At 63.7% G+C, this 25060-nt stretch carries 22 protein-coding genes; 9 read left to right on the top strand and 13 right to left on the bottom strand.

All coding sequences use genetic code 11. The features are described 5' to 3' along the window. Nucleotides 1-4 precede the first annotated feature (4 nt). On the bottom strand, nucleotides 5-805 hold the full coding sequence (locus QPW08_RS05800) for an esterase/lipase family protein (RefSeq protein ID WP_284124786.1): 801 nt from the start codon (nucleotides 803-805) through the stop codon (nucleotides 5-7). Beyond that, a complete protein-coding gene (locus tag QPW08_RS05805; RefSeq protein ID WP_284124787.1) occupies nucleotides 805-2433 on the bottom strand; it encodes a WS/DGAT/MGAT family O-acyltransferase in 1629 nt (542 codons plus the stop codon). Before QPW08_RS05805 ends, QPW08_RS05800 begins: the two co-directional genes overlap by 1 nt. 188 nt (nucleotides 2434-2621) lie before the next feature. On the opposite strand from QPW08_RS05805, the gene QPW08_RS05810 reads away from it, so the two are divergent. Both QPW08_RS05810 and uvrC read left to right on the top strand, forming a co-directional pair. Continuing rightward, nucleotides 2622-3230 (top strand): hypothetical protein, encoded by a 609-nt coding sequence (locus QPW08_RS05810; RefSeq protein ID WP_284124788.1) that lies wholly within the window; start codon nucleotides 2622-2624, stop codon nucleotides 3228-3230. Nucleotides 3231-3242: 12 nt separating this feature from the next. Continuing rightward, complete coding sequence (gene uvrC, locus QPW08_RS05815; RefSeq protein ID WP_284124789.1) at nucleotides 3243-5195, top strand: excinuclease ABC subunit UvrC; 1953 nt, start codon at nucleotides 3243-3245, stop codon at nucleotides 5193-5195. Nucleotides 5196-5308: 113 nt separating this feature from the next. Here uvrC and QPW08_RS05820 read toward each other — a convergent pair whose 3' ends face one another. Further along, entirely contained in the window at nucleotides 5309-7102 is a 1794-nt protein-coding gene (locus QPW08_RS05820; RefSeq protein WP_284124790.1) for a methyl-accepting chemotaxis protein, read from the bottom strand. Between the two features lie 214 nt (nucleotides 7103-7316). Next, nucleotides 7317-8951, bottom strand: coding sequence for a hypothetical protein (locus QPW08_RS05825; protein ID WP_284124791.1), 1635 nt, complete (start codon nucleotides 8949-8951; stop codon nucleotides 7317-7319). Between the two features lie 316 nt (nucleotides 8952-9267). On the opposite strand from QPW08_RS05825, the gene QPW08_RS05830 reads away from it, so the two are divergent. The 5 genes from QPW08_RS05830 (at nucleotide 9268) to QPW08_RS05850 (ending at nucleotide 13448) form a co-directional block, all read left to right on the top strand. Then, nucleotides 9268-10539, top strand: coding sequence for an OmpP1/FadL family transporter (locus QPW08_RS05830; protein WP_284124792.1), 1272 nt, complete (start codon nucleotides 9268-9270; stop codon nucleotides 10537-10539). A gap of 36 nt (nucleotides 10540-10575) precedes the next feature. Beyond that, on the top strand, nucleotides 10576-11103 hold the full coding sequence (locus tag QPW08_RS05835) for a DsrE/DsrF/DrsH-like family protein (protein ID WP_284124793.1): 528 nt from the start codon (nucleotides 10576-10578) through the stop codon (nucleotides 11101-11103). A gap of 25 nt (nucleotides 11104-11128) precedes the next feature. Continuing rightward, entirely contained in the window at nucleotides 11129-11356 is a 228-nt protein-coding gene (locus QPW08_RS05840; RefSeq protein WP_284124794.1) for a sulfurtransferase TusA family protein, read from the top strand. A 28-nt stretch (nucleotides 11357-11384) separates the two neighbouring features. Further along, complete coding sequence (locus tag QPW08_RS05845) at nucleotides 11385-12425, top strand: methyl-accepting chemotaxis protein (protein WP_284124795.1); 1041 nt, start codon at nucleotides 11385-11387, stop codon at nucleotides 12423-12425. A gap of 204 nt (nucleotides 12426-12629) precedes the next feature. Then, on the top strand, nucleotides 12630-13448 hold the full coding sequence (locus QPW08_RS05850; protein ID WP_284124796.1) for a universal stress protein: 819 nt from the start codon (nucleotides 12630-12632) through the stop codon (nucleotides 13446-13448). A 12-nt stretch (nucleotides 13449-13460) separates the two neighbouring features. Here the strand turns inward: QPW08_RS05850 and QPW08_RS05855 are convergent, their stop codons facing one another. The 5 genes from QPW08_RS05855 to QPW08_RS05875 all read right to left on the bottom strand — a co-directional run bounded on the left by QPW08_RS05855 (nucleotide 13461) and on the right by QPW08_RS05875 (nucleotide 20342). Then, nucleotides 13461-14981: a carotenoid oxygenase family protein gene (locus QPW08_RS05855; protein WP_284124797.1), complete on the bottom strand. Its 1521-nt coding sequence runs from the start codon at nucleotides 14979-14981 to the stop codon at nucleotides 13461-13463. Between the two features lie 50 nt (nucleotides 14982-15031). Beyond that, nucleotides 15032-15961, bottom strand: coding sequence for an acyl-CoA thioesterase (locus QPW08_RS05860; RefSeq protein ID WP_284124798.1), 930 nt, complete (start codon nucleotides 15959-15961; stop codon nucleotides 15032-15034). 42 nt (nucleotides 15962-16003) lie between these two features. Then, nucleotides 16004-16900 carry a cupin domain-containing protein gene (locus QPW08_RS05865; RefSeq protein ID WP_284124799.1) on the bottom strand — a complete coding sequence of 299 codons (897 nt, stop codon included), beginning with the start codon at nucleotides 16898-16900 and terminating at the stop codon, nucleotides 16004-16006. Next, nucleotides 16900-18048: a GNAT family N-acetyltransferase gene (locus QPW08_RS05870; RefSeq protein WP_284124800.1), complete on the bottom strand. Its 1149-nt coding sequence runs from the start codon at nucleotides 18046-18048 to the stop codon at nucleotides 16900-16902. The genes QPW08_RS05865 and QPW08_RS05870 overlap by 1 nt, the downstream gene beginning before the upstream one ends. Nucleotides 18049-18215: 167 nt before the next feature. Then, nucleotides 18216-20342, bottom strand: coding sequence for a sodium-translocating pyrophosphatase (locus QPW08_RS05875; protein WP_284124801.1), 2127 nt, complete (start codon nucleotides 20340-20342; stop codon nucleotides 18216-18218). 220 nt (nucleotides 20343-20562) lie between these two features. Here QPW08_RS05875 and QPW08_RS05880 point away from each other — a divergent pair, with 220 nt between their 5' ends. Beyond that, a complete protein-coding gene (locus QPW08_RS05880) occupies nucleotides 20563-20757 on the top strand; it encodes a hypothetical protein (protein WP_284124802.1) in 195 nt (64 codons plus the stop codon). After that, nucleotides 20754-21734, top strand: coding sequence for a fatty acid desaturase (locus QPW08_RS05885; RefSeq protein WP_284124803.1), 981 nt, complete (start codon nucleotides 20754-20756; stop codon nucleotides 21732-21734). Before QPW08_RS05880 ends, QPW08_RS05885 begins: the two co-directional genes overlap by 4 nt. On the opposite strand, the gene thiL is transcribed toward QPW08_RS05885, so the two are convergent. From thiL to hisG, 4 genes are read right to left on the bottom strand one after another with little or no spacing between them, the layout of a single operon-like run. Beyond that, on the bottom strand, nucleotides 21731-22603 hold the full coding sequence (thiL, locus tag QPW08_RS05890) for a thiamine-phosphate kinase (protein ID WP_284124804.1): 873 nt from the start codon (nucleotides 22601-22603) through the stop codon (nucleotides 21731-21733). The genes QPW08_RS05885 and thiL overlap by 4 nt on opposite strands. Continuing rightward, entirely contained in the window at nucleotides 22600-23046 is a 447-nt protein-coding gene (nusB, locus tag QPW08_RS05895) for a transcription antitermination factor NusB (RefSeq protein WP_284124805.1), read from the bottom strand. The genes thiL and nusB overlap by 4 nt, the downstream gene beginning before the upstream one ends. After that, a complete protein-coding gene (gene hisD, locus QPW08_RS05900) occupies nucleotides 23046-24338 on the bottom strand; it encodes a histidinol dehydrogenase (RefSeq protein ID WP_284124806.1) in 1293 nt (430 codons plus the stop codon). The genes nusB and hisD overlap by 1 nt, the downstream gene beginning before the upstream one ends. Beyond that, entirely contained in the window at nucleotides 24338-25027 is a 690-nt protein-coding gene (gene hisG, locus QPW08_RS05905) for an ATP phosphoribosyltransferase (RefSeq protein WP_284126308.1), read from the bottom strand. Before hisG ends, hisD begins: the two co-directional genes overlap by 1 nt. Between the last annotated feature and the right edge of the window lie 33 nt (nucleotides 25028-25060).

The raw sequence follows: 25060 nt of genomic DNA on the forward strand, positions 1-25060 counted from the left end.
TCGCTCAGTGCAGCTTGCCGGTCGGGAAGGCGAGGCTCGCCAACCCGCGCGCTTCGAACGGCTTCCACTGTCCTTCGTCCTGCGCCAGCCGGTCGGCAATGGCATAGGCAACCAGCGGGTTTACGCCGAGGCCGCAATGGCTGGCGTGGACGAGGATATTCTCCGTCTCGCCGCCTTCGTCAGCCTGCACTGACCCGCGCCAGTGAACCACGCCATCGGTCTTGGTCAGGATCGACGTTGTCGGCACCGGCGGGGCCTTGCCCAGCTGCAAGAACTTGCCTCCTTGCATCGGCTCCGGCTCCTTGCCGTTGAGATACTCGAACAGCTTGCGCGCATTGGTGTGGTTACGGTCGTCGCTGATGGGACTACCGAGGCTGATGACGAAACGCACATGGTCAGGCATCATCTTCGCCAGCTCGCGCGCAAACACGCCGCCCAGCGACCAGCCGACAATGGAGACCTTGCCACCGCTTTGCGCGTGTAGCCGCGCCACGCAATCCTGCATGGCTTCGATACGGATGTTGTCGACCCGGACATTTCGGCCCAGGCCCCAGCCCGCGGTGCGATAGCCGAGATCATCGAGCAGCGAGCGCAGCGGACGGGTCGAGCTGTCAGAAGCCATGAAGCCCGGCAGCACCAGCACGCCGTGCCCGTCGCCCTTGGGCAGCTGTCCCAGCAAGGGGCGCAAGGCCATGAAGGCGGCCAGTTCGCTCAGCGCGCGGCCCGGCTCTGCCAGGGTCAGGAGCTTGTGCGGCGGTCGGGCCATCGAAGCCTCGCTGTCCAGCGTCAGTGGTGCTGTTGCCATTATGTGGTGTTCCTCCTGCTACCCGAAGATTTCCTGCGTTTTGGCGCCGCCTTCTTGGCGGTCGTCGTTTTTCTGGTGGTCTTGGCCCCGGTTGCGGGGTTGGTTCCCGTCCGCGCCTTGGTCGAAGCCTTCTTTGCCGGTGGTTTCTTGGCGGCTGGCTTTTTGGCCGGAGCTGGCTTGGCCGGTGCCTTGGCGGGCGTCTCGCCGAGCGCCCTGGCCGCATCGCGCAGCTCGTTGAAGCTGTCTTCGATGCACTGGATGTAGAATTCCGGATCTGGCAGCAGCTCGCGGCAGGCGGTGAAGCTGATGGTGGCTTCGTCGCAATAGCTTTGCACCACGTGGCCAAGGCCGAGCCCGTCGTTGAGACACAGCAACCCCATCATGCTCTCCAGCCGCGCGCCGGTAGAATAGATCGGGATCGGCGGACCGGGAACATTGGTGACCACGGTCGAGAATGGCGGTCCGACCCCACGATTGGCGAGGCCGAGGCGGGTATAGAGCTGCGCACCCAGGCTCATCCACAAAGCCGGCGAAACCTTGCTCATCTCCGTCATGTTGCGCGCGCCCATGGCGTCGGTCATGGCCTTGGAATTGACGGTCTTGGAATGGACGTATTTCAGCCGTTCCACCGGGTCGGCGATATGCGTTCCGAGCGGCGCGATCATCGCTGCCACCTGATTGCCCATGTCGCCTCGCTCGTCCGAAGAGCGGACAGAGATAGGGGCCATGGCGGTCATCGTCGCCTTGGGCAGGTCACTCTTGGCGGTGAGATATTTGTTGAGCGCTCCGCCGACGATAGTGAGGAACACGTCATTGACCTTGCAGCCGGGATCGAGCGCGCGGATTGCCTTGATATCGGCCAGCGGCACGCTTCGGCCCTCGACCACGCGGTGGGCTGAAACCTTGCGGTTGAAGCGGGTACGCGGGGCAACCATGTCGCTCGACAGCTTGAATTCCTGCGTCAGCAAGCCCTTGATGGCATTGGCGAGGCCGGGGGCCGCCTTGGCAGCAACTTCGATCTGCTTCACCGGGTTGGCGAGGGCCCCGATATAGGCCTTGCCCAGCAGTTCGGCCGGGCCGGGGACACGCTCCGGCTTCCACTCGTCGGGCGCATTGGGCGGCGGCTGGTTGGGATCGAGCGTGTGCATCGCTTCCATCAGGTCGATCCCGCTCATCCCGTCGATGGCGGCATGGTGGACCTTGGTGACCATGGCGAAGCTGCCCGGCGCGACACCCGGGATATTGTCGAGCCCCTCGACCACGGTGAATTCCCACGGCGGCTTGTTGAGATCGAGTGGGCGGGCAAATATGCGCGCGGCCTGGATGCACAGCTGGCGCCAGTCGCCGGGCTTGGGCAGGGCGATGTGGCGGACGTGGTATTCGAGATCGAAGTCCGGATCCTCGATCCAGTAGGGATAGTCGAGGTCGAACGGCACCCGTACCATGCGTTGGCGAATGGTCTTGGACAGCTGCATCCGGCTTTCGAAGAAGCTGAGGATATCCTTGAAGCGGACGAACCCGCCCGGCGCCGTTTCCGGGTTGTAAATAAGGATTGAGCCGATGTGCATCGGCGAAGTTGGGCTCTCAAGCGCCACGAATGACGCATCCATCCCCTGCAGCTGGCGCAAAGGCATCCTCCTGTCCGGCCCACGCCTCGTTCGAAATTGAACGATTGTTGCGCGGAAACGCCTGCTTTTGCAGGTCTGTAATACAGGCGTAACAGGTGCAGGCACGACGTCAAGCTGCCGTCCCCGTCAACAGCTTCCCTTACGGAGGGGTTTCCCACAGCGGGGACGCCCCCTAAATCCTTCCCGACATGGCAGAAGAACAAGACGCACCCGGAATTTCTGACGCCCTGCTCGACCCTGCCCAAGGGTTTCTGCACCATGGTTTTCTCATAAACCCGGATGCGAAGCTCGTGGTGAACGTCACTGCTTCGACTTATGGCACAGACATCGGTCATCCGACCTGGAAGATCCTTTGCCTTTTCAATGAGAAACTAACTCACGAAAACGCACGCTCGACCGTCACCCGGAACATGAACGGGCACGAAGTCGAGCTCGGGTTTGCGACCTTGGACTCGCCGCGCCTGCTCGATATCTGGACCACGGCGCGATATCCTGACCGCAATCTCTGGCTCTTCATCATGGGCAATTCGCTCGGCAAGCTGGGTGAGCCACGCCGGGATTTCTTCGTTGATCCTGACGTCGGAGATTTCGATGGGACCGAGCTGTATCGCTATGTCCTGCGATCCGTACTCCGGATCATGCGCGAGACTACGAACTGGGAAGAGGGCGAGTTTCGCCTGTTCGTGCCCGGGAACCACCGCGAGCGGCTGGGCGGCGAGTGGGGCGAAACCATCAGGCCGCGCAACATGGACGAAGACTTCTGCGAATACCTTCAATCCAATGAGCGGAACGACTAGGTTCACGCTGCCATGAGCCGCACCAAAGCCGGATCCCCGCACGACCCCCGTGGTGCCGAGCGCTTCAATGAGGAGCGCGCGGCCTATACGGTCGCCTCGGCGCAGCCCGATCTCGAGGCCGGGATCGCGGCGATCCGCGAGACGGTGAAGACGCTGAGGCCCGTGCCCGGGGTATATCGCATGCTCGATGCGCGCGGCGACGTGCTCTATGTCGGCAAGGCGCGGGCGCTGAAGAACCGGGTGGCGAACTATACCCAGGTCACCGGGCTCACCAACCGCACGCTGCGGATGATCAGCCAGACCCGCGGGATGGAGATCGTCACCACCAATTCGGAGGCCGAGGCGCTGCTGCTGGAGGCGCAGCTGGTCAAGCGCTTTCGTCCGCCGTTCAACGTCCATCTGCGTGACGACAAGAGCTTCCCCTTCATCCTGCTGCGCGCCGAGCACGACTATCCGCGCATCATGAAACACCGCGGCGCGCGGCGAGCCAAGGGCAACTATTATGGCCCCTTCGCCAGCGCCGGAAGCGTCAACACCACGATTAATGCGCTGCAGAAGCTGTTCCTGCTAAGATCGTGCACCGACAGCTTCTTCGAACGGCGCGACCGTCCGTGCCTGCTTTACCAGATCAAGCGCTGCAGCGCGCCCTGCGTCGGGCGGATCAGCGCGGAAGACTATGCCTCGCTGGTGCGCGAGGCGAAGGACTTCCTCGGTGGCAAGTCGAACCAGGTGCAGCAGGAGCTCGAAGCGCAGATGCAGCAGGCGGCCGAGGATCTCGACTTCGAGACCGCCGCGATCCTGCGCGACCGGCTGCGCGCGGCGACCTTCATCCAGGGCAGCCAGGCCATCAACGCGCAGGGGGTGGGCGATGCCGATGTGTTCGCCCTCGCCAACAGGAACGGCACCATCGGCATCCAGAGCTTCTTCATCCGCGGCGGGCAGAATTGGGGCCACCGGGCCTTCTTCCCCAGCCAGACGAAGGAAGTGGACGATGCACAGGTGCTGGCCGACATCATCCTGCAATTCTACGAGGAAGTGCCCCCGCCGCCGACGGTGCTGGTCGACCGCGAACTGCCCGAGACCGAGCTGATCGAGGCGGCGCTGAGCGAACTGGCGGGGCGGAAGGTCCAGCTCTCCGTCCCGCAGCGCGGCGAGCGGCGCAAGCTGATGCAGCAGGCCGCGCGCAACGCGGTCGAGGCGCTCGACCGGCGGCTGGCGGAGACCGGCACCAAGGCGAAGCTCAACCGCGAGCTGGCCGAATTCCTCGAGCTCGACGCCCCGCCGGAGCGGATCGAGATCTATGACAACAGCCATATCCAGGGCGCCAAGGCCGTTGGCGCGATGGTGGTGGCGGGGCCGGAGGGCTTCCTCAAGAACCAGTACCGCAAGTTCAACATCCGCGAGGCGCAGTCGAACGACGATTTCGCCATGATGCGCGAAGTGATGCAGCGGCGGTTTCGCAAGCTGGCGGACGATAGTGAAGAGGGCAAGAAGGACAGTCACGAGACGCAGTGGCCCGACCTGGTCCTGATAGATGGCGGCAAGGGCCAGATGAGCGCGGTGCGCGATACGCTGGAGGAGATGGGGATCGAGGATGTCCCTTTGATCGCCATCGCCAAGGGGCCCGACCACGGGCGCGAGGGGCGTGAGGTGTTCCACTTCCCCGACGGGCGCGAGAAGACGCTGCCGGTCAATTCGCCGCTGCTGTTCCACCTGCAGCGGCTGCGCGACGAGGTCCATCGCTACGTCATCGGCGCCCACCGTGCCAAACGCAGCCGCGCAATTACTGCGTCACCTTTGGACGAGATCCCCGGCATCGGCCCGGCCCGCAAGCGCGCGCTGCTGCTGCACTTTGGCACCGCCAGCAAGGTCCGCGCGGCGGCGCTGGAGGACCTCCAACGCGCGCCGGGCGTCAGCGATGCGGTGGCGCGCAAGGTGTATGATTTCTATCATGCTGGTGGCTGAGGTGTAATCATAGGGTGCGCGGCCTGTCTCAGGCTGGTCAGCGACTGCCGGGCCGGAACCGGTCGGGCACGAATCCTATCCGCCCGGCAATCGCTGTGTGGTCTCGCGAGCGGTCAGGCGGTGACCAGCTCGCGAGTCTCGTTAGCCGCAGGGTCTGCAGCATAGGTCTTCAAGGCGTCGACAACATTGGTCTCCTCTGTCGTCGATGCCTTGCTGTTGCGCGAACGCGGCAGGCTGGCTCGCACATTTTTCAGGAACTCGACCGCCTGCGTCTTGAGAATCGTGGCCTGGCTTTCGAGTTCGCCAGACGACGATGTCACCTGCGAAGCGGCCGCGCCGGTGGCGACTGCGGTCTCCTTCACGGCGGTGATCCGGACCGATACCTCTTCCGTGTTGCGCGCGGCGATATCGATGCTTTGCGCCAGATCCTTGCCAGCAATGGACTGCTGGTCGACCGCCGAAGCGATGGCGACCGCTGTCCCTTCCAGCTTCTGGATCTGCTTGGAGATCTCGCGCAGCACAGTGGCACTCTCGCTGGTCGAGGACTGGATGCGCCCGATATGGGATACGATATCCTCAGTGGCCTTGCTGGTCTGCGTTGCCAGTTCCTTCACTTCGGAAGCGACCACCGCGAACCCGCGCCCGGCCTCGCCGCCGCGCGCTGCCTCGATCGAAGCATTGAGCGCGAGGAGGTTGGTGCGGTCGGCGATCGAAGAGATCATTTCCACGATCGAGCTGACCATGTTGGCGGTCTCGATCAGTTCGGAAATGGTCGCGTCGGCATTGGCCGCGCTGGCGCTGGCTTCACGGGCCAGCTCGGCCGAGCCGGAGGCCTGGCGGCTGATCTCATTGATCGACAGTGCGAATTCATCGCTGGCGGTGGCGGCAGTGGTCACTCCCGCCGATGCTTCGCTGAGGCTCTCGGTTACCGAGGTGACTTCGTTGGAAGACTGCTCTGCGCTGGCCGCCATGGCGAGCGCGGTGTCCTTGAGCTGGGTCGAGGCCGATGCGACCCCGCCTACGACATCGCCAACGGTGGTCTCGAACTGGTCGGCGAGCTGGTTGAGCAGGCGGGCCTGTTCGATCTTCTGCTTTTCGCGCTCGGCGGTGAGGCGCTCCACTTCGATGGTCGCTTCCTTCATCAACACGAGGCTGCGGGCGACATCGCCGATCTCGTCTTCCTGGTCGGCTTCGGGCACGTCGAAATTGGTGATCCCGCGCGCCAACCCGATCATCCTCTCCTGCAGCCGCAACAGCGGGGTCAGCAGGTCGAACTTGACGACATGCTGGGCGCTGAGGGTGAAATAAACCGAGACGCCGCCGAGCAGCAACATCAGTGCGAACAGCCAGTTGACGATGGTCACGTCGCTGTCCTCCATCGACACGAGTTCTTCGTCCAGTTCCTGAGTCAGCTGTTTTGTTTTTTGCGACGCCGAAAGGCCGATGCTGGTCGACGCACCGTTCGACAGCAGGCGTTCCGGATTGGCGATGGTGTCGATGGAGGCATATTCGCGGTCCATCTGGGCGATGATACCCAGCAGTTCGTTGACAGCGACGCCCTCGGTGATGTCCGCTTCTTTCATCACCGTTTCGAGTTGCTCGGCACCTTCGCGCGCTTCGCCAAGGGTTGCGCGCGCCTTGCGCAGCATCGCCGGGTCCCGGTCAACGAGATATTGGCCAAGCTCGATCGAGCTTTGGTACATGGATCGATCGACTTTGTTGCTGAGCTCTATGGCATGCACGCGCTGGCTGGTGGCATGCAATTCCATGTCGATCCATGCCAGCGAGAGAACGCCGAGGATGACCGCTGATACGGTAAACGCTGTCGAACTCTTGAACAGGAGCCCCAGTCGTTCGGCAATCTTCCTGCCGGCGAACATCCTCCCGAATACGCGATGCCACTTCATCTGTCCCACTCCACAGATTGCTTCCCCGTCAAGGGAAGGGCTTCGCGACCCTGACCCAAAGGCTAGGGGGGGCTGGTAAACAAGCTGTTTACGGGTGCAAAATTTTGTGAAGGTTCTCAAAAATGGCCGGAAATCGGGCTGACTGCCACGGCCCGGCGGCTCGCCAGGGCTGCAAGGCAGGCAGGTTTCCAGCCCCTTTGGCGAGCCGCCATTTTCAGGGTGTGCAGCTATCCCCCGGCTTGAACTGGGCAGCGTTGAGCAGGAAGGTCAGGGTCTTGAACTGGTCTTCCTCGAAGGCCTTTTCCGGAGTGCACTTGGGCTTGGCGGCTGCATGGCAAAGGATACAGCTGAAGTTCTTCTGCGTGTAGCTTTCCAGCGCCGCGTTTATGAGATTGTTGGTATTGGTATAGACCCCGGTGATCGGGCCCTGGTGGCCATTGAGGTTGCGTTCCCCGGGGGTGTCGAAGGCGAACGGGCCCTGATGACGGTTCTGTGTCCCGATCAGGCGATAGAACCGCATGACCGACCGGTTTCCGCCGACACTGCTGCCCAGCACGGTCTTCTGGTAGTGGTCGTTGATGGCCTCGATCGCATCGCTCAGCGGGGTAACGCGATAGATGTTTACCGGTTTGCGCGAGGGATTGGTGGTGGTCCCGCTGGAACAGGGGGCCTGCCCCGGCGAACGATCGGCCTCGGGACAAGGGGGGATCCGGCCGGCAAAGCCATAGGCCTCTTCTTCCGGCGTTTGCGGTCCGCCCCCGGGGTTGAACGAGGGCGTCAGCGTGCCGCCCAGCGGTTTCTCGAAATCGATCGCGACATTGTCGACATGCTCGAATGTCGCCGCCACGAAAGCGCCTTCGACGCCTTTAGACGGATCATACTTGTTGGGCGTGTAACGCAGGATATGCAGCGCCACGAGGCCATAGAGCTTGGTCGTGCCTTGGGCATCGACCGCGATCCGGCGCTGCAGGTACCGGTTGTTGTATGGCGCGCCTTCAGGCAGCTCCTTCCACGCTGCCTTAACGTCGACCATTCCCTGCCGGGCATAATCCGGCAGCCCGGCAAGGTAGCCGTCGCCGGTTGTCTGTGCGGGATTGCCGAAGGGCGGCCGCTGGAAAGCGTCGGCGGCCTTGGGATTGGCGATATAGGTCAGCACTGCGTCGCGTTGCCGACCGGCGTTGTAATAGCCGAATTTGCGAATGTAGGTGAAAAAGGCCTGGTTCACAGCCACTTCGTAGCGGACATAATTGCCGTTCTGGTCGATTAGCGGGCCGGTCGACTGACCGAAGAAATAGGGCTGCTGCACATCCGGGCGATAATCGGTCAGCTGGTCGGGGAAGGCCAGGAAGGCACGGCTGGTGTCGGTCGGGCTGTTGCCCCAGTTGGCGACGTCGGGATCCTCCCATCGGTCCGAACTGGTAAAGATCTGCTGCGGGGTCTTGTAAGTTTCCCACACCGCCAGCGGCAGCGTGCCGATCCCGCCGAAGATGGTCTTGCCCCGATCGGGCTGGCCGCGGTTGCCACCGGGGACCGCCGGCCAGTTCACTGCGATGAAAGAGCGCCACATGAAATCGTAGAACATGCATTGCTGGACCGTGGCAGCCAGCACGGGGTCATTCTTTTCCAGGGCGGCATCGACCGATGCCCATTCCAGCGGCAGGTACCCTTCCTGACCGGGCAGCCATGGCGCGCCCAGCGCCGGTGCAGGGCCATTACCTGGATCGCAATTGTAGGCGAAGGACTGCGGAAACTCTGCCGTCGCCTCGGGTCGAGACTCACCGGTCTGTTCCCGGCCATTGCAACCGTACAGCGCCAGTCCCAGCGCGATGGCTCCGAAAATTGCCCGCATGGCACGCACCCCCTCAAGCAGGGTCACTGTTATGACCGGGAAACGCGACTTGTTATGAAGTCGGAACTTGCCGTAGCAATGTGGCCACATTGTGGGCTGGATCGATTTCTCGGCTCGCTGCCACGCATGGTCGACAGACCGCAATCTTTCGGTGGCCCGATCCGTTTGCCATGCGAGCCCGTCCTCATGCCGGAACCGTATGTAAATTAGTGAAAAAATTAACCGTTCTTGTGCACATTGCAGAATTGTGACGGTCGTATCAGCAGCGCTGTCACGCCCATCAACGGGTCGCAATATAAGAATCAGGGGACAGCTGTTGAACAAGTTCCGGTCATCGCAGCCTCGGCTGCAAGGGACGATTGCATTTGCACTTGTCGCAGCCATTACTGCGCCGGCGCATGCCACCGACGGCTATTTCCAGCACGGGGTCGGCGTAAAGGGCAAGGGCACTGGCGGTGTCGCTGTCGCCCTGCCGCAAGATGCCACCAGCATCGGTGCCAATCCAGCTACTGCGACTGAGATCGACCATCGGGTCGACATCGGCGTGGAAGTGTTCGTGCCCGATCGCTCGGCACAGATCAGCGGCAATGCCTTCGGCCTCAATGGCAATTACAATGGCAATGGGGCCAACCCCTTTGTCCTTGGCGATGTCGCCTACGTCCGGCCCGTTTCCGACAAGGTGACTGTGGGCATCGTATTCTTCGCCAACGGCGGGATGAACACAGTCTACGAAACCAATCCGTTCGGGCCCCTGGGCGGCCAGGGCGATGCCGGGGTGGATCTCAAGCAAGCCTTCATCATGCCGACCGCAGCGGTGAAGGTTGCCGAGGGGCACAGCGTCGGGGCATCGGTGGTTGGCGTAGTCCAGTCTTTCAAAGCGACCGGCGTGCAGCCGTTCGCCGGGTTCTCTGCCGATCCGGCCAATTTCACCAATCGCGGCACCGACTGGTCGGTCGGGGTCGGCTTCAAACTGGGATATTACGGCAAGCTCACCGAAGGGTTTTCGGTCGGCGCATTCTACCAGTCGAAAGTCGGCACGGGCAAGTTCGACAAATATGCCGGTCTGTTCGCCGATGCCGGCGGGTTCGACGTCCCTGAAAGCTGGGGCGTGGGCGCTGCCGTCGATGTCAGCGACAAGCTGACCGTCGGCGTCGACTACAAGAAAATCAACTACGACAGTGCTCCGTCGGTCGGCAATTCGATTGCCAGCCTGTTCCAGGGCGTGCCCTTTGGCGCTTCAGACGGGCCCGGCTTCGGCTGGAGCAATATCGACGTGCTCAAGGTCGGCGCGGTGTGGCAGGCCAGCGACAAGTTTACCCTGCGTGCCGGTTATGGCCGCTCGGAAAACCCGATCCCTGCCAATGAAACCTTCCTGAACATCCTGGCCCCTGGCGTGGTGCAGGATCACTTCACGCTGGGCGGCAGCGTGCAACTGAGCAGCAAGGCGGAACTCTCCGCCTATGTCATGCGTGCGCCGACCAACCGGGTCTCAGGCGCAGGCTCGATCCCGCCAATGCTAGGCGGCGGTGAGGCCGATATCTTCCTCGCTGAAACCTCGGGCGGGCTCTCGCTCGGCTTCACTTTCTAAGCAGCTCAACAGTCCAGGATCGCAAGGGACAGAACCATGACGATTGAACCGGATACCAGCGCCATGCAGGCGCAAATCGACGAGAACACCAAGTCGATGACTCTGATGGTCACCAAGGGTACGCTCGACTGGGCCTACCCGCCGTTCATCCTCGCCAGCACGGCGGCAGCGTTGGATATGAAGGTGACGATGTTCTTCACCTTCTATGGCCTCGGCCTGCTCAAGAAGAAGCTCGACCTCAGCGTGACGACGCTGGGCAACAGCGCAATGGAAATGCCGATGATGGGCATGCACATGAAGATGCCCAACCTCGTCAGCATGATCCCTGGCGCGACTGCCATGACCAGCAAGATGATGAAAGACCTCATCGCCAAGAAGGGCGTCGCTTCGATCGAGGAATTGCGCGAGGCGGCTCAGCTTTCGGGCGTGCGCATGATCGGCTGCCAGATGTCGGTCGACCTGTTCGAATACACGCCTGACATGCTGATCGACGGCGTCGAATACGGTGGTGCTGCCACCTATCTCGAATGCGCCATGTCATCCAATATCGACCTATATATCTGATTTATAAATAGTAAGGGGAGCAATCATGGAAACCAGGACTCTCGACGCGCGCGGACTGAACTGCCCGATGCCGATCCTCAAGACCAAGCAGACGCTGGCTCAGATGAACGATGGCGAAGTGCTGGAAGTGCTCGCCACCGACCCTGGCTCTGTCGAGGATTTCCGCGCCTTCTGCCGGGCAACCGGTAACCAGCTGATTTCCGACAGCGAGGCTGGCGGCACCTTTACCTACCGGATCGAGCGGCAGGGCTGAAACATCGACCGGCGATGGGCGGCCAACCATGAAACCGACATTCGATCTTCTTTCGGGCCTCCGCAATCGCGGGGAGCATCCGGCTGGACCATCGGTCCGGCCGGCGGAGCCGTCCATGGAGTTGCAGGCTGCGCTACGGCGTGCGGAAGAGGCCGAATCGGCGCTTGAAGCGGAGCGCGCATCGCGGCGCGCCGCCGAAGCGAAGCTGAAACAGGCGCGGGCCGAGGCCCTGGCCGAACTGGCCAATGAGTTCCGTGCCTCTGTTGCTACTGTTACTCAGGCGCTGGGATCAGCCGCCGAGCAGCTGGAAAAATCGTCACACACGCTGCGATCCTTTGCGCATTCGACCAATGCCGAGGTGACGAGCGTTCAGGCGACCATGGCCGGTGCATCCAAGCAAGCCGGCCGGATCTTTGCCGATGCCAAGGACCTGCATGAATCGGTCGCGACAGTCGATATTTCCTGGGGTTTCCTCGCCCGCATGGGCTCGGAAGCGCGCGAAAGCACGGTCACCAGCGAAACTACGATTGCCGAACTGGGCGAGAATTCCGCCAAGGTGGGCAAGGTCGTCGATGTCATCCGTGGGATCGCCGACAAGACCAAGATCCTCGCCATCAATGCCAAGATCGAAGCGGCCCGTTCAGGCGATTCCGGGCGCGGCTTTGCCGTAGTCGCCAGCGAGGTGGAATTGCTGGCCGACACGGTCCAGCAAGTGACTGAAGAAGCCACTCAGATGATCGACGCGATCCGCGTCGGTGCGACCGATACCGACAAGGCGGTGCGCGACGTGACCGGGGTGATGCAGCGGCTGATCGATTCCGCCGAAGCCATCGGCGTCGAGGTCAGCCAGCAGGAAGGCAAGGCGTTGACGATCAAGGACAGCGCCGGAGACGGCGCGCGCCAGATCGAGGAAGCTGCGGAGCGTTGCCGCGACGTCGCTGAAGCAGCCGCCAACGCTTCCGACCTTTCGACGGAAATCGAGCAAGCGGCAGAACATTTGGCCGGGATTGTGCACGACCTGGAGAAGTCGACCGAGGATTTCCTCGGTCATCTGCAGTCTTCAGTCTGACCCGGGAAACCGCTTGGTCTGAAGAATGGGCAACGGCGGTCCAGGCACCGGGCCATGACTTTGCTGGGAGGGTGCAAAACTCCCTACGCGCATTTCCCAATTCAAATTTGACCCAGATCAACGCATCGGAGCATGTTTGCTGCCAGTGTGAATGTGTTGGAGGGGCTTCTCTCTACCCCCTCCGCGTCGAGAAGGAGATGGGCCATGAAAGCAATCACAGTTCACGCGTTCGATGACGACAGCTTCGAAGGGCGCCTGCAAGTCGGGTTGGGGTTGGCCCGTGCGTTCGGCGGGCACGTCACCTTCGTCAATGCGATCCCGATCGAAGCCAGCGTGCCGGGCGATTTCTATGGCGCTGCCTTTGCCGCCATGGTGCCGGTGTGGCGCGAAGCGGCGGACAGGCTGCGAGCGAAGACCGAAGCGGATATGAGCAACGAGGACGTACCCTGGAACTGGGTAGAGTTCGCGGGCGCATCGGTTACGGGGCTTCTGCGGCATTCGGCGATCAGCGACCTGCTCGTGGTTGGCGCGCATGAGCCGCAGATCGATGCCCGGGTCCCCTCGACAACAGTCGGTGATCTTGCGCTGCATGCCCGCTGTCCGGTGCTGGTCGTGCCTGATGGGCAGGATATCATCGATGTCGGTGCGCCTTTGCTGGTGGGTTGGGATGGTTCGGCCGAGGCCTCCCGCGCGCTGCGCACGGCGATGCCGCTGATCCAGCGCGCCAGCCGGGTCTTCCTCGCCAGCGTGCAGGAAAATCGCGCGGCTGGCGATGATTACGACCTGCCGCCGCTGGCCGGGGCAGAGTACCTCTCGCGCCACGGGATCGAGTGCGAGATCGTCGAACTACCGCAGGCCGGCCGCAAGGTTGCCGACATCCTGCGTGACGCGGCCCAGCAACGGGGCTGCAGCATGATAGTGATGGGTGCCTACGGCCATTGGCGCCTGGCCGAGCGGGTCTTTGGCGGGGCGACGCGCGATATGCTTCGCGACGTGCGGGTGCCGCTTTTCATGACGCATTAGGGCTGGGGCGGTTCAGGCCACCAGCCGCTCCAGCCTGAACGCCTTGTCCGCCTCCAGCTGGCTGCGCTCGACCCAGGTCGAATGCGTGCCGCTGCAGAGCTTGTGCGGCAGCGCGAGGCGGCAGATCGGGCCTTTGGTCACGTCCGAGGCATCGAGGATCGCGCATTGCGAGGTGCCGGTGTTCTCGTCGATCAGGAAAGTGACCAACCAGCCGTCATCCTCGCGTGTTTGTTCGCCTACCGCTGCGCTGCTTGAGGCGGGTTTGCGCGGCACCATCGGGCTTTCGCTGGCATAGACGCCTTCGGGCAGCTGGTAGACCTGCTCCTCGCCCGTAAGCGTGTCGTGGCGGCAATAGCCGTTGAACAGGAACCAGCCCGGTTTGCTCGTCGTCGACCAGACATAGCGGCTCGGCTGCATGGCATATCGCGGGTTGATCATGCCGAATTCGACGATCCGCTCGCTCAGCCGCTCCTCGCTTGTCTCGCCCGTTTTCAGGTTGAAACGCCAGCGGTGCAGGCGGCAGCCGAAGCTGTGCTCGTCGACATAGGACATCATGTGGGCATAGCGGCCGAACTCCTCGAGCGGTTCGGGCATGGGGTTGGACTGGTGATAGCCCTCCAGCACCACCTCATCCCCCAGCTCGTAAGCATTGGTCCAGTGCAGCACGAAGGTCGGCTCGGCCTCGAACCAGCGGATGTCCTCCGGCTGGCCGTGCCGCGGGATCAGCGCGAAGCGCGTCGGTATCCCCTCGTGCAGTCGCGCGGCGTGGATATCGCGCTTGAGCAATTCCTCGTCCCAGAACAGCGGCATGTCGTTGAGGATCGACCAGTTGGGGGTAATCGCCATGTCATGCGGCAGGCGCGGGCCGGGCAGCGGGATTGGCACATAGTGCACCAGCTTCCCCGCCCGGTCGACCACGCCATAATGCATGTAGGGCGTGTGCTTGGAATAGTTGAAGAACATCAGCTCGCCCGTGCCCTCGTCGACCTTGGGATGGGCGGAGATGCCGTCGAGCGGCCCCCACGGCGCCTTGCCCAGCGTCTCCAGCGTCTCCGGATCGAGCATCCACGCCTCGCCGCACTGGTAGAGCGTGGCATAGGCCACCCCGGCGTGGACGATGATGTCGGTGCTGCCGGTATCCTTGAGCCCCCCATGCGCGCCGAAGCCGGGTCGCTCGGAGGTACCCGCCGGGTCCATCAACCCGCCCCACAGGCTGCGCCCCGCGATCTGCTCCGCCTCGAAACACTGCGTGCGCACGAAGCGGTTGCGATAGCTCGCCTTGCCGCCCGAAATGCTGAGCTGGTGGATCATCGCATCGCCATCGAAGGGATGATGCCGCCCCAACGGCTGGTGCACCTGGTTCTCGGTATTGCGCAGGTAGATGCCGTCGATATCCGCCGGGATCGCACCCTCGATCACTTCGAGCTCGGCAACGTCGACTTCCTCATGCAACGGCGTCCACGCGCCCGAGAGATAGGGGTGGTTGGACGGTTCGAGACTGGTGCGGACCGGCGGGTGGCGGGTGATGTTCATGGGGTTCCTCTCAAATGCGAGAGTAACCCCCGCAGCACGTCACGCAAGTTTCAGTCCTTCTTCACCCGCTTCCGCATCATCCCTTCCTGTGCCACGCTCGCGACCAGCTGGCCTTCGCGGTTGAAGATGCGGCCGAGGTTCATGCCGCGGCCGCCGCCGCTCCACGGGCTTTCGGTGGCGTAGAGCAGCCATTCGTCGGCCCGCGCGGGCCGGTGGAACCAGATGGCGTGGTCGAGGCTCGCGCCGATCAGCTCGCCGCGGAACCAGCTGAGGCCGTGGGGCAGGGCGCTGGTGCCGAGCAGCGTGTAGTCGCTGGCATAGGCGATGATTGCGCGGTGCAGCGCGGCGTCGTCGGGCAGCGGGGCGACCGTGCGGAACCAGCTGTGGGCGCGCGGCTCGCTCGGTTCGCGGTTCATCCAGTGGAGCCGGCCGCAGGTGCGCATTTCGATCGGGCGCGGGCGCAGCATCATGGCGCGCTGGGCATCGTTCATGCGTTCGCCCAGCATCTCGGCCAGCTCGCGGCGCACCTCCATGTCGCTGCGCAGGTCGTCGGGGTCGGGCACGTCGGGCATGGGGGCATCGTCATGCTCCATGCCCTCCTCCGGGGCGTGGAAGCTGGCGGTGAGGTTGAGGATCGGGGTGCTGGTGCCGTCCTCGTTCTCCTGGCTCGCAACCACCCGGCGGTTGGCGAAGCTGCGGCCGTCGAAATCGCGCTCGATGCGGTATTCGATCGGCGGGCCTTCCTTGCCGCCGCGCAGGAAATAGGCGTGGAGCGAGTGGGCCTCTTTGCCGCCCGCAATGGTCTGCTGTGCTGCCTGCAATGCCTGGGCGATGACCTGTCCGCCGAAGACCCGCCCGGTGCCGCCCTTCTGCGGGCGGCCCTGGTAGACATCGGTGGCACGCTTCTCGACTGTCAGCAGCTTGACGAGGCTGCCGACGAGCTTCTCGGGCGGGATTTCGGTGGGTGTGGTGTCGCTCATGCCTCGCCTCCTGCGGCGAAGCGGGCTCCGCGTCAATCGGGCTTAGCCGGCCAGCCCCAGCTTGCGCAGCGCGCGGTAGGCATAGGCCTTGCCGGTGTTGCGGGCGGGCCAGCGGCCGGGGGCGGTGGGCTGGAGGCCGGCCTTGCGCAGCAGGCGGTTGAGCCCGCGGGCGTCGGCTTCCTCGAAGCTCCAGTCGCTGCGCCAGGTGATCGAGAGCGAGATCGAGCTTGCGGGCCCGTTGCGGACGAAGTGCGGGGCCATGACGGGGACGAACAGTGCTTCGCCTGCCGTGATGGCGAAATCGGTGCCGCCTTCGGCCAGCTCATCGCGCCAGGTCAGCTCGCGCGCGCCGCCGGAGTGGTAGGTCTCGTGGATCTCGTCGGGCGCATAGCGGGCGTCGCCGGCGGGGAACTGGGTCATGGTCTTGCTGCCCCTGATCTGCAGCAGGATGTTGTGCTCGGGGTCGAAGTGATAGGGTGTGACGGCGTCGGGGCTGGAAATGAAGATGAAGCCCTGCGGGCGCAGCATGGCGCCGGTCTTCTCTTCGATCTCGCTGCGGAGCTCGCCCAGCAGCCGCAGCAGCAGCGCCTGGTAGGCCGGGTCCTGCTCGATGTTCTTGAGCACCGCCCAGCTGTTGCTGGTGGAGATGTGGTGGATGGTCTGCTCGATGGTCATGCCGTTCGCTTCGGGCTTGCCATCGACGCCGATCGGCAAATTGCCGCGGTTGTATTCGATCGCGCTTTCGGGAAGCCGCCCGGCCAGCTGCGCCAACGCGTCGAGCGTCAGCAGCGGGTGGTCCTCCAGCGTGTGCTGCAGGATATGCGGCTGCTCGGGATAGTGGGCGGCAAAGCGGGCCCGCTGCTCGGCCGGGAACACGTCCTGCGGGATATCGGCATCGGCGGGCTGGTCGAAGGGCAGGGGCGGATTGGCGTAGTCCATCAATCGAGGCCTTTCGGGAAGGAGCCGGTTTCGAGCCGCGCCAGGATCCGCATGGCATTGCGGCGCAGCGGACCGCCCAGCGCGATGTTGAGCGACACTATCCGGCGTTTCTCACGCCAGATACGCTCGATCATCGGGTGATCCGCGGCGGCACAACTGTCGACCCAATCGATAACGGGGTTGGCGAGCAGTTCGAGGTTTTCGCGCTGGAGCAGGACACCGGGGGAGAAGCGGGCATAGTCCTCGTCGAAGGTGGTCTTGAAGCTGAACCCACCCGGCGGGGTGAGGAAGTTGGCGAGCATGGCGATGGGGCGTCCGTCGAGCGTCATCGTGAGCCGTTCGAGCTTGCCGGCATCTGCCGCTCCGGCGATTGCCGTACGGAAGAATTCGGTGGTGCCGTGGTCGTCAGCCAGTGAGGTGCCCTGGGTGCCTTTCCAGCCGGCCTTTTCCAGCCATAGGTAGGCCTCGATCCACGCTTCGATATCCTCGCCGCCCCGGCTGCGGTGGAAGCGCAGTTCGCCTTCCTCGGAGAGTCGCTTGTGCTGTCGGCGCAGTTCCTTGCGCTTCTTGGTACTCATCGACTGCATGAAATACTCCTCCGCCGAGAGGTCGGATGCGAGCAGGGCGCGATCCTCTTGCTGGACGACGCAGGCAGGGCGCTGCTGTAGCGCCAGGACATTGCGCAAGGCGGTATAGAGCGGCCCGTCGGTCGGTTGCTTGGCCAGGTGCAGGAAAGGCGCGCCCTTGCCCTCCGCATCGGCCCAGTCAAGTACCGCGGACCAGAAGGCGATCTCGTAACCGCTGGCGACCAGCGGTACACCGCAGAAAGCGTTCTGGTGCAGCCAGCATGACACATGCGGGATGACCTTACCGTAGTAGTCGCGACTGAGCGCGAGGGGCATCAGGCCGACCAGCGTATCTCCGTCGTAAAGCGTCAGTAGGCGAACCGGGTGATCGGAGGCGAAATTCTCTAGGGCGGGGAGCATCGCCCAGCGTTCAAAGAATGGGTTGGGAGAAGTAGCCCGGTCGGCCAGTTCGAGCCAGTCCCACCGGTTGTCGAGCACATGCGCTGCGCGCCAGGGCTGCACCATCAGGCGCGGACCTTCCTGTCCTGCCTGCGCCAGCAATCCGTCCTCGTGGCGTGTCATGCGTTAACCCTCGGCTGGCGCGGCTCACCTGCCGCTTGCGGCAAGGGTACGACGCAAGAGCTTAAACGGCGTTAACGCGCAGTTCGTGGAATGACCGCAATCAAAAGGGCGCGAGAACCAGAAGTTCCCGCGCCCCCTCTTGGTGTCGGTATTTCCCGATCAGGACATCAATGACCACCCGCCAGCGCAGCGAGCATCAGCAGCGCCACGATGTTGGTGATCTTGATCATCGGGTTCACGGCCGGACCTGCGGTATCCTTGTAAGGATCGCCAACGGTATCGCCGGTCACGGCAGCGTGGTGGGCATCCGAACCCTTGCCGCCGTGGTTGCCGTCTTCGATGTACTTCTTGGCGTTGTCCCATGCGCCGCCACCGGCGGTCATGGAAAGGGCCACGAACAGGCCGCCGACGATGACGCCGAGCAGCAGTGCGCCGAGCGCAGCAAAGCCGTTGGCTTCACCGGCGACCCAGCTGATCACGAAGTACACCGCGACGGGCGCGAGAACCGGCAGCAACGAAGGAACGATCATCTCCTTGATCGCGGCCTTGGTCACGAGGTCCACCGTGCGGGCATAGTTGGGCTTGCTGGTGCCTGCCATGATGCCCTTGTCGTTGGCGAACTGCTCGCGCACGTCCTTGACGACGTCCCCGGCAGCACGACCAACCGCAGTCATGCCCATCGCACCGAACAGGTACGGCAGCAGCGCGCCGAGCAGCAGGCCGACGATGACATACGGGTTCTCGAGGCTGAACGAGACTTCACCATTGGTGAGGTCGCCGTCGAGCAGCGTCGGGAAGAACACCCGAAGGTCCGTCGTGTAGGCTGCGAACAGAACCAGCGCGGCGAGGCCGGCCGAACCGATAGCATAGCCCTTGGTCACGGCCTTGGTGGTGTTGCCAACCGCGTCGAGCAGGTCGGTCTTCTCACGCACACTGTCATCGAGACCGGCCATTTCGGCGATGCCGCCGGCGTTATCGGTCACTGGGCCATAGGCGTCGAGCGCAACGACCATGCCTGCCAGCGCCAGCATCGCGGTCGCGGCGTAGGCGATACCGATCAGGCCAGCGAGCTGATAAGCGATGATGATGCCCGCGACGATGACGATGGTCGGCAGCGCGGTCGATTCAAGGCTGATGGCAAGACCCTGGATCACATTGGTGCCGTGACCCGTTTCCGAAGCCTTGGCGATCGAGCGGACCGGACGGTAACCTGTGCCGGTGTAGTACTCGGTGATCCAGATGATCAGGCCGGTGATGACGAGGCCGAGCAGCGAGCAGTAGAACAGCTCGCGGCCGTTGAAGCTGCTGTCGCCCACGGTCATCGTGGTCGCCATGCCGCCCAGCGCCACGTCGGTGGCAAACCAGATGGCCGGGATCGCCAGCACGGCGCTGACGAGGAAGCCCTTGTACATGGCACCCATCACATTCGTGCCGCCGCCGAGGCGGACGAAGTACGTGCCGATGATCGAAGTCACGATGCAAACACCGCCGATCAGCAGCGGCAGGGCCATGAGGCCTTCGAGCTGCGGCGAGTTCGACATCAGCAGTGCGGTCAGCACCATGGTGGCACCGACGGTCACGACATAGGTTTCGAACAGGTCGGCAGCCATACCGGCGCAGTCGCCGACGTTGTCGCCAACGTTGTCGGCGATCACGGCCGGGTTGCGGGGATCATCTTCCGGGATACCGGCTTCGACCTTGCCGACGAGGTCGGCACCGACGTCGGCAGCCTTGGTGAAGATACCGCCGCCGAGACGAGCAAAGATCGAGATCAGCGAAGCGCCGAAAGCGAGGGCCACGAGGCCGTCGACCACGGTCCGGTCCTCACCGCCTAGGCCGTATCCGCCGGGACCGGTAAGGTACCAGTAGAACACCGAGATGGCGAGCAGGGCTAGTCCGGCCACCAGCATGCCGGTGATGGCACCGGCGCGGAACGCCAGCGTGAGGCCGTTCTGCAGGCCCTTCTCGGCAGCAGCTGCAGTGCGGACGTTGGAGCGAACCGAGATATTCATCCCGATGTAGCCTGCCACGCCCGAAAGCACGGCACCGATGACGAAGCCGACAGCCGATACCGGGCCAAGGAACACGCCCACGAGGATGGCGACGACAACGCCTACCATGCCGATGGTGGTGTATTGGCGGTTGAGATAGGCCTGCGCACCCTCTTGGATGGCGCCGGCGATTTCCTGCATCTTTGCGTTGCCGGCATCTGCGCCGAGCACCTGGCGGCTGGTGACGAAGCCGTACACGACGGCAAGCAGTCCCAGACCGATCGCGATCACTACAAGATCCACGATGAGTTCCCCCTAAATTGTTTCATTCTTGCGTTTTAAGCCAAGGGCCCCGCGCGCACGGGGCCCATGTGGCACGCACCGCTAGAGGGCGAGGCGGCGTTAGGCAAGCCCTTCCGCCGTTCTTCCACCGGGGGTTCGGCAGCGTGCCGAAATGGGGCGGTGACTTGCTGAAAACCGCAGACTCTTGCCGGATTCCATGGTTACAAGTAAGTTAAGACCCATGCAGGTCGCGATAAAGAAGCTGTTCCTGGTGATGCCCTTCCTGTTCGGCATCGGATTTATTGCGCCCTTGATCGCGCAGTTGATGGCAGTTTGGGGCTGGCAGGCCCCGTTTGGACTGGAGCGAATCGTGTTCGGGCTGCTGATCGGCGGAGCATGGGGGCTTTACGCTACCATCCGGGGTCGCTGGATATGAACGATCGTGCCGACGTCACTGAAACACAGTTCGATTTCGATCTCGGACCGGCAGATGTCGCGACCGAAGCGGAAGATCGTGCGATCCCTCTTGGTGAGGACGCGGGACTCGACAGATACGCCCGGGTCGAATTGCTCAAGGAAGAGCGCGAGATCGCCGCTCGCTTCCACGGGGGGCCGATGTGGGGCTATGTCGCGGCGGCGTTTGGTGGGTTCGCATTATGGGTGGCCCTGTTTCCGCTGACCATGTTCGGCGTAGTCCATCCGCTGATCACGCTGGCGGTTTCGACGTTCCTCACCACCGCCGGCTACGTCACCTGCCACGAGGCAATGCACGGCAATATCGCCCAGCGGGGGGACAAGAATTTCTGGATGAACAAGTGGGTCGGTGAAGTCTCGCTGCTGCCAATCGCGGTTCCCTTCAGCATGGGCCGGATCACCCACCTCGAGCATCACAAGCATTGCAACGACCCGCTCAAGGATCCCGACTACACCGATGAAGCGCCGAACATGTTGGCCGCGTGGTACAAGACCTGGTGGAACCGCCAGCCACGCGTCGACGGGACGATTAACCGCTACAAGACTGTGTGCGAGGAGCTTGATACCGAGGAGTCCCGGCTCGCTTTGAAGCAGACGCTTTTACTGCAGATGTTCTACCTTGCGACACTCTTCACCATGGCATGGAGCGGCTATGCCATCGCTGCCGCAGTGTGCTGGTGGCTGCCGCGCCAACTCGGGCTGAGCTGGATCCGCTTCTTCCTCAGCTGGGCCCCGCACCACCCGCGCGAAGGGCATACGGGCCGCTATGACCAGGCCTATATCTTCAAGAGCAAGGTCGGCCACTTCTGGTCGATGTGCATGGAAACCCACCTGATCCACCACCTCTATCCGGGCATACCGAACCACCGGACGCGGCAGGCCTATTTCGCGCTCAAGCCGATTTTGGAGAAGCGCGGGGTCGACTGTTCGGCGCTTTAGTGCCGGTAGCCGAGTCCTTCGGTATCCCAGATCGCCAGCCCGTCCAGCAACAGCGGCGGTTCGCCTTCCTCGACCGTACCTATGGGGGTAGCCTTGACCGGCAACTCGGCGGAGGGCGGGGCGGTGAAGAGGAGCTGGTAGTCGTCGCCCCAGCGCAGGGCTTCGGCGCGGCGGTCTTCGGGGGCGGCGAGGGGGATGTCTTCGCTCGCCATCGCAAGGGTCACGCCGCTGGCGGTGGCGAGGCGCCAGGCGTCGAGCAGGACGCCGTCCGACACGTCCATCATCGCGCTGACATGGGGGGCGAGCGCGGCTCCTGCGGCGAGTAGCGGCTGCGGGCGGCGGAAGGCGAGGCTGTCGGCTTCCGAGCCGGTCTGCAACGCTTCGAACCCCATCATCGCCCCGCCGACCGGGCCGGTGATGTAGAGCAGGTCTCCAGGCCGCGCTCCGTCGCGCCCCGGCACTGGCGAGAATGTCGCCTTGCCAAGCGCGGTCAGGCCGAGCGCGCGCGGGCCACCGCTTTCGCCGACGGTATCGCCGCCGAGGAGCGGGACGTCGAAGGCATCGAGTGCTTCCTTGAGGCCGGCGAGGAAGCGGTCGCTGTCGCTGCCCATCATCTGGCCCAGGATCACCCCGATCGGCAACGCGCCCTTCGCGGCAAGGTCGGACAGGTTCACCGCCACCAGCTTCCACGCCACGTCGGCCATGTCCTGGCCTTTCAGCCAGTGCATCCCTTCGACCATCATGTCGTGCGTGACGACCAGCTCTTGCCCGCCGATAGTGAGCACCGCCGCATCGTCATTGAGGCCACGCGCTGCCGGGTCCGTCGCCAGTGCGCGGAGCTGTGCGATAAGGTCGAGCTCGCCGCTCACCTTACCTCTTTGGCGATCGCATCCAGCACGCCGTTGACGAACTTGGCTTCGCGGTCGTCGAAGAAGGCCTTGGCGACATCGACATATTCGCTGATCGCAGTGCCGACCGGCACATCGGCGCGGGCCAGCAGTTCGTAGGTGCCGGCGCGCAGCACCTGCACCATGGTCTTGTCGAGCCGGGCGATTGTCCAGCCTTCCGCCAGCTTGGCGGTGATCAGCGCGTCGATTTCATCGGTTCGCGCATCTACGCCAGTTACCACGTCGTCGAAGAAGTCGACTTCGGCTTCGGCATAGTGCTCGCCTTCCTCGATCTCGCGACCCAGCCGGTGCTGGTGGAACTCGTTGAGGAGACGGGCGAGCGGCGTGCCTTCCATATGCTTCTGGTACAGCGCCTGCACCGCGGCGAGGCGAGCGGCAGAGCGGGATTGGGAGCGTTGATTCATTACTTGAGTCGCAATTCTATCGAGGCAGCGTGGGCCGGGAGCCCTTCGGCATGCGCCAGCTTCACCGCGGCAGGCCCGATTGCATCGAGCCCTGCCTTGTCGAGGGAGATGAAGCTGGTGCGCTTCATGAAGTCGAGCACCGAGAGCCCGCTGGCAAAGCGCGCGCGGCGACCGGTCGGGAGCACGTGGTTGGGCCCGGCAACGTAGTCACCGACGGCTTCGGGCACCATCCGCCCTAGGAACACGCTGCCGGCATGACGTAAGCCGGCCATCAGCGTTTCGGGATCGTCCACCGCCAGCTCAACATGCTCGGCGGCAAGGCGATTGGCGAGCGGGATGGCCTGTTCGAGGCTCTCGACCACGATCATGGCGCCATGCGCGTCCCAACTGGCGCGAGCGGTTTTCTGCGTTGCCAGCATCGAACACTGGACATCGATCCGGTCTTCGACCTGCTCGGCAAAGGCAGCATCGTCAGTGATCAGGATCGACTGGCTGGTCGGGTCATGCTCGGCCTGGCTCAGCAAGTCGGCGGCAATCCAGTCGGGATCGTTCTTGCCATCGGCGATGACGAGGATTTCGCTCGGCCCGGCAACCATGTCGATCCCGACAACGCCATAGAGCTGGCGCTTGGCCTCTGCGACCCAGGCATTGCCGGGGCCGGTGATCACGTCCACCCGCTCGATCCGCCCGGTGCCATAGGCGAGCGCGGCGATGGCCTGCGCGCCCCCGACGCGCCAGATCTCGTCCACACCGGCGATGTGCGCGGCTGCCAGAACCAGCGGGTTGGTCTCGCCATTCGGGGTCGGGGTAACGATCGCCAGCCGCTCGACGCCGGCGACCTTGGCGGGAATCGCGTTCATCAGCAGCGAGGAGGGATAGGCTGCGCGACCACCCGGAACATAGAGCCCGGCGGCATCGACCGGAAGCCACTTGGCCCCCAGCCTTATGCCAGCTTCGTCGGTATAGTCGCGATCCTGCGGCAACTGCGCTTCGTGATAGGCCCCGATGCGGGCAGCCGCGAGTTCGAGCGCATCGCGCAGCTCGGCGTCGAGCGCGTCATAGGCTGCCTTGCAGGTCTCCGGCGCGATACGCCACCCACTCTCGTCCTCGCCCAGCGCATGCTTGTCGAAGCGCATGGTGTAGTCGACCAGCGCGGCATCGCCCTGCGCCTTCACCCGGGCGAGGATGTCGTACACATCACGACCGACATCCTGCGCGCTTTCGCGGCGAGCCTCGACCAGGCGCGTGAAGCGCTCTTCGAAATCGGTGTCAGTGGTGGAAAGGCGCTGCATCAGGCCGCGCTCTTCTCGGCGCTACCGCTTGCGCTGCTTGAGCGCGATTCGGCGTCTTCGCGAAATGCTTCCACGAGAGCCGCAACGCGCGGATCGGTCTTCAGTGCCGCGCGATTGACGATCAGCCGCGCGGAAATGTCGAGGATGCGCGAAGTTTCGACCAGGCCGTTGTCCTTGAGCGTCTGCCCGGTCGAGACTAGGTCCACGATCCGGCCCGCGAGGCCCAGCGACGGCGCAAGCTCCATCGCCCCGTTGAGCTTCACGCATTCGGCCTGGATGCCCATGGCTTCGAAATGGCGGCGGGTCAGGTTGGGATATTTGGTCGCGACGCGCAGGTGGCTCGCGCTGCGGACCTCGCCCGCGCCATCGGCCGGTTCGGCGACAGCGAGGTGGCAGTGCCCGATATCGAGATCGACCGGCGCGTAGAGATCCGAATAGTCGAATTCCTCGATCACGTCGGAGCCGACAATGCCCAGCTGCGCTGCACCATGGGCGACGAAGGTGGCAACATCGAAGGCTCGCACCCGGATCAGGCGCATGTCTTCCCGCGTGGTGGCAAAGCTGAGCGCGCGATTGGCCTTGTCGTGGAACCCGTCCTCGGGCACGACGCCGGCACGCGCCATCACCGGAAGGGCTTCTTCCAGGATACGGCCTTTGGGCACGGCGAAAGTGAGCGAGCTTTGCGGCATGGCGCGCCAGATAGGCAGCAAGCGGCCAAAGGG

Source organism: Parerythrobacter aestuarii (assembly GCF_030140925.1).
Lineage (GTDB): Bacteria > Pseudomonadota > Alphaproteobacteria > Sphingomonadales > Sphingomonadaceae > Parerythrobacter > Parerythrobacter aestuarii.

What these genes read in the sequence shown, in the direction of transcription:
- QPW08_RS05885 (WP_284124803.1), top strand. Translation starts at nt 20,754, where the DNA reads ATGAACGATCGTGCCGACGTCACTGAAACACAGTTCGATTTCGATCTC.
- QPW08_RS05860 (WP_284124798.1), bottom strand. Translation starts at nt 15,961, where the DNA reads ATGAGCGACACCACACCCACCGAAATCCCGCCCGAGAAGCTCGTCGGC.
- QPW08_RS05810 (WP_284124788.1), top strand. Translation starts at nt 2,622, where the DNA reads ATGGCAGAAGAACAAGACGCACCCGGAATTTCTGACGCCCTGCTCGAC.
- QPW08_RS05865 (WP_284124799.1), bottom strand. Translation starts at nt 16,900, where the DNA reads ATGGACTACGCCAATCCGCCCCTGCCCTTCGACCAGCCCGCCGATGCC.
- QPW08_RS05850 (WP_284124796.1), top strand. Translation starts at nt 12,630, where the DNA reads ATGAAAGCAATCACAGTTCACGCGTTCGATGACGACAGCTTCGAAGGG.
- QPW08_RS05845 (WP_284124795.1), top strand. Translation starts at nt 11,385, where the DNA reads ATGAAACCGACATTCGATCTTCTTTCGGGCCTCCGCAATCGCGGGGAG.
- nusB (WP_284124805.1), bottom strand. Translation starts at nt 23,046, where the DNA reads ATGAATCAACGCTCCCAATCCCGCTCTGCCGCTCGCCTCGCCGCGGTG.
- QPW08_RS05840 (WP_284124794.1), top strand. Translation starts at nt 11,129, where the DNA reads ATGGAAACCAGGACTCTCGACGCGCGCGGACTGAACTGCCCGATGCCG.
- hisD (WP_284124806.1), bottom strand. Translation starts at nt 24,338, where the DNA reads ATGCAGCGCCTTTCCACCACTGACACCGATTTCGAAGAGCGCTTCACG.
- QPW08_RS05825 (WP_284124791.1), bottom strand. Translation starts at nt 8,951, where the DNA reads ATGCGGGCAATTTTCGGAGCCATCGCGCTGGGACTGGCGCTGTACGGT.
- QPW08_RS05835 (WP_284124793.1), top strand. Translation starts at nt 10,576, where the DNA reads ATGACGATTGAACCGGATACCAGCGCCATGCAGGCGCAAATCGACGAG.
- hisG (WP_284126308.1), bottom strand. Translation starts at nt 25,027, where the DNA reads ATGCCGCAAAGCTCGCTCACTTTCGCCGTGCCCAAAGGCCGTATCCTG.
- QPW08_RS05800 (WP_284124786.1), bottom strand. Translation starts at nt 805, where the DNA reads ATGGCAACAGCACCACTGACGCTGGACAGCGAGGCTTCGATGGCCCGA.
- uvrC (WP_284124789.1), top strand. Translation starts at nt 3,243, where the DNA reads ATGAGCCGCACCAAAGCCGGATCCCCGCACGACCCCCGTGGTGCCGAG.
- QPW08_RS05870 (WP_284124800.1), bottom strand. Translation starts at nt 18,048, where the DNA reads ATGACACGCCACGAGGACGGATTGCTGGCGCAGGCAGGACAGGAAGGT.
- QPW08_RS05880 (WP_284124802.1), top strand. Translation starts at nt 20,563, where the DNA reads ATGCAGGTCGCGATAAAGAAGCTGTTCCTGGTGATGCCCTTCCTGTTC.
- QPW08_RS05820 (WP_284124790.1), bottom strand. Translation starts at nt 7,102, where the DNA reads ATGAAGTGGCATCGCGTATTCGGGAGGATGTTCGCCGGCAGGAAGATT.
- QPW08_RS05855 (WP_284124797.1), bottom strand. Translation starts at nt 14,981, where the DNA reads ATGAACATCACCCGCCACCCGCCGGTCCGCACCAGTCTCGAACCGTCC.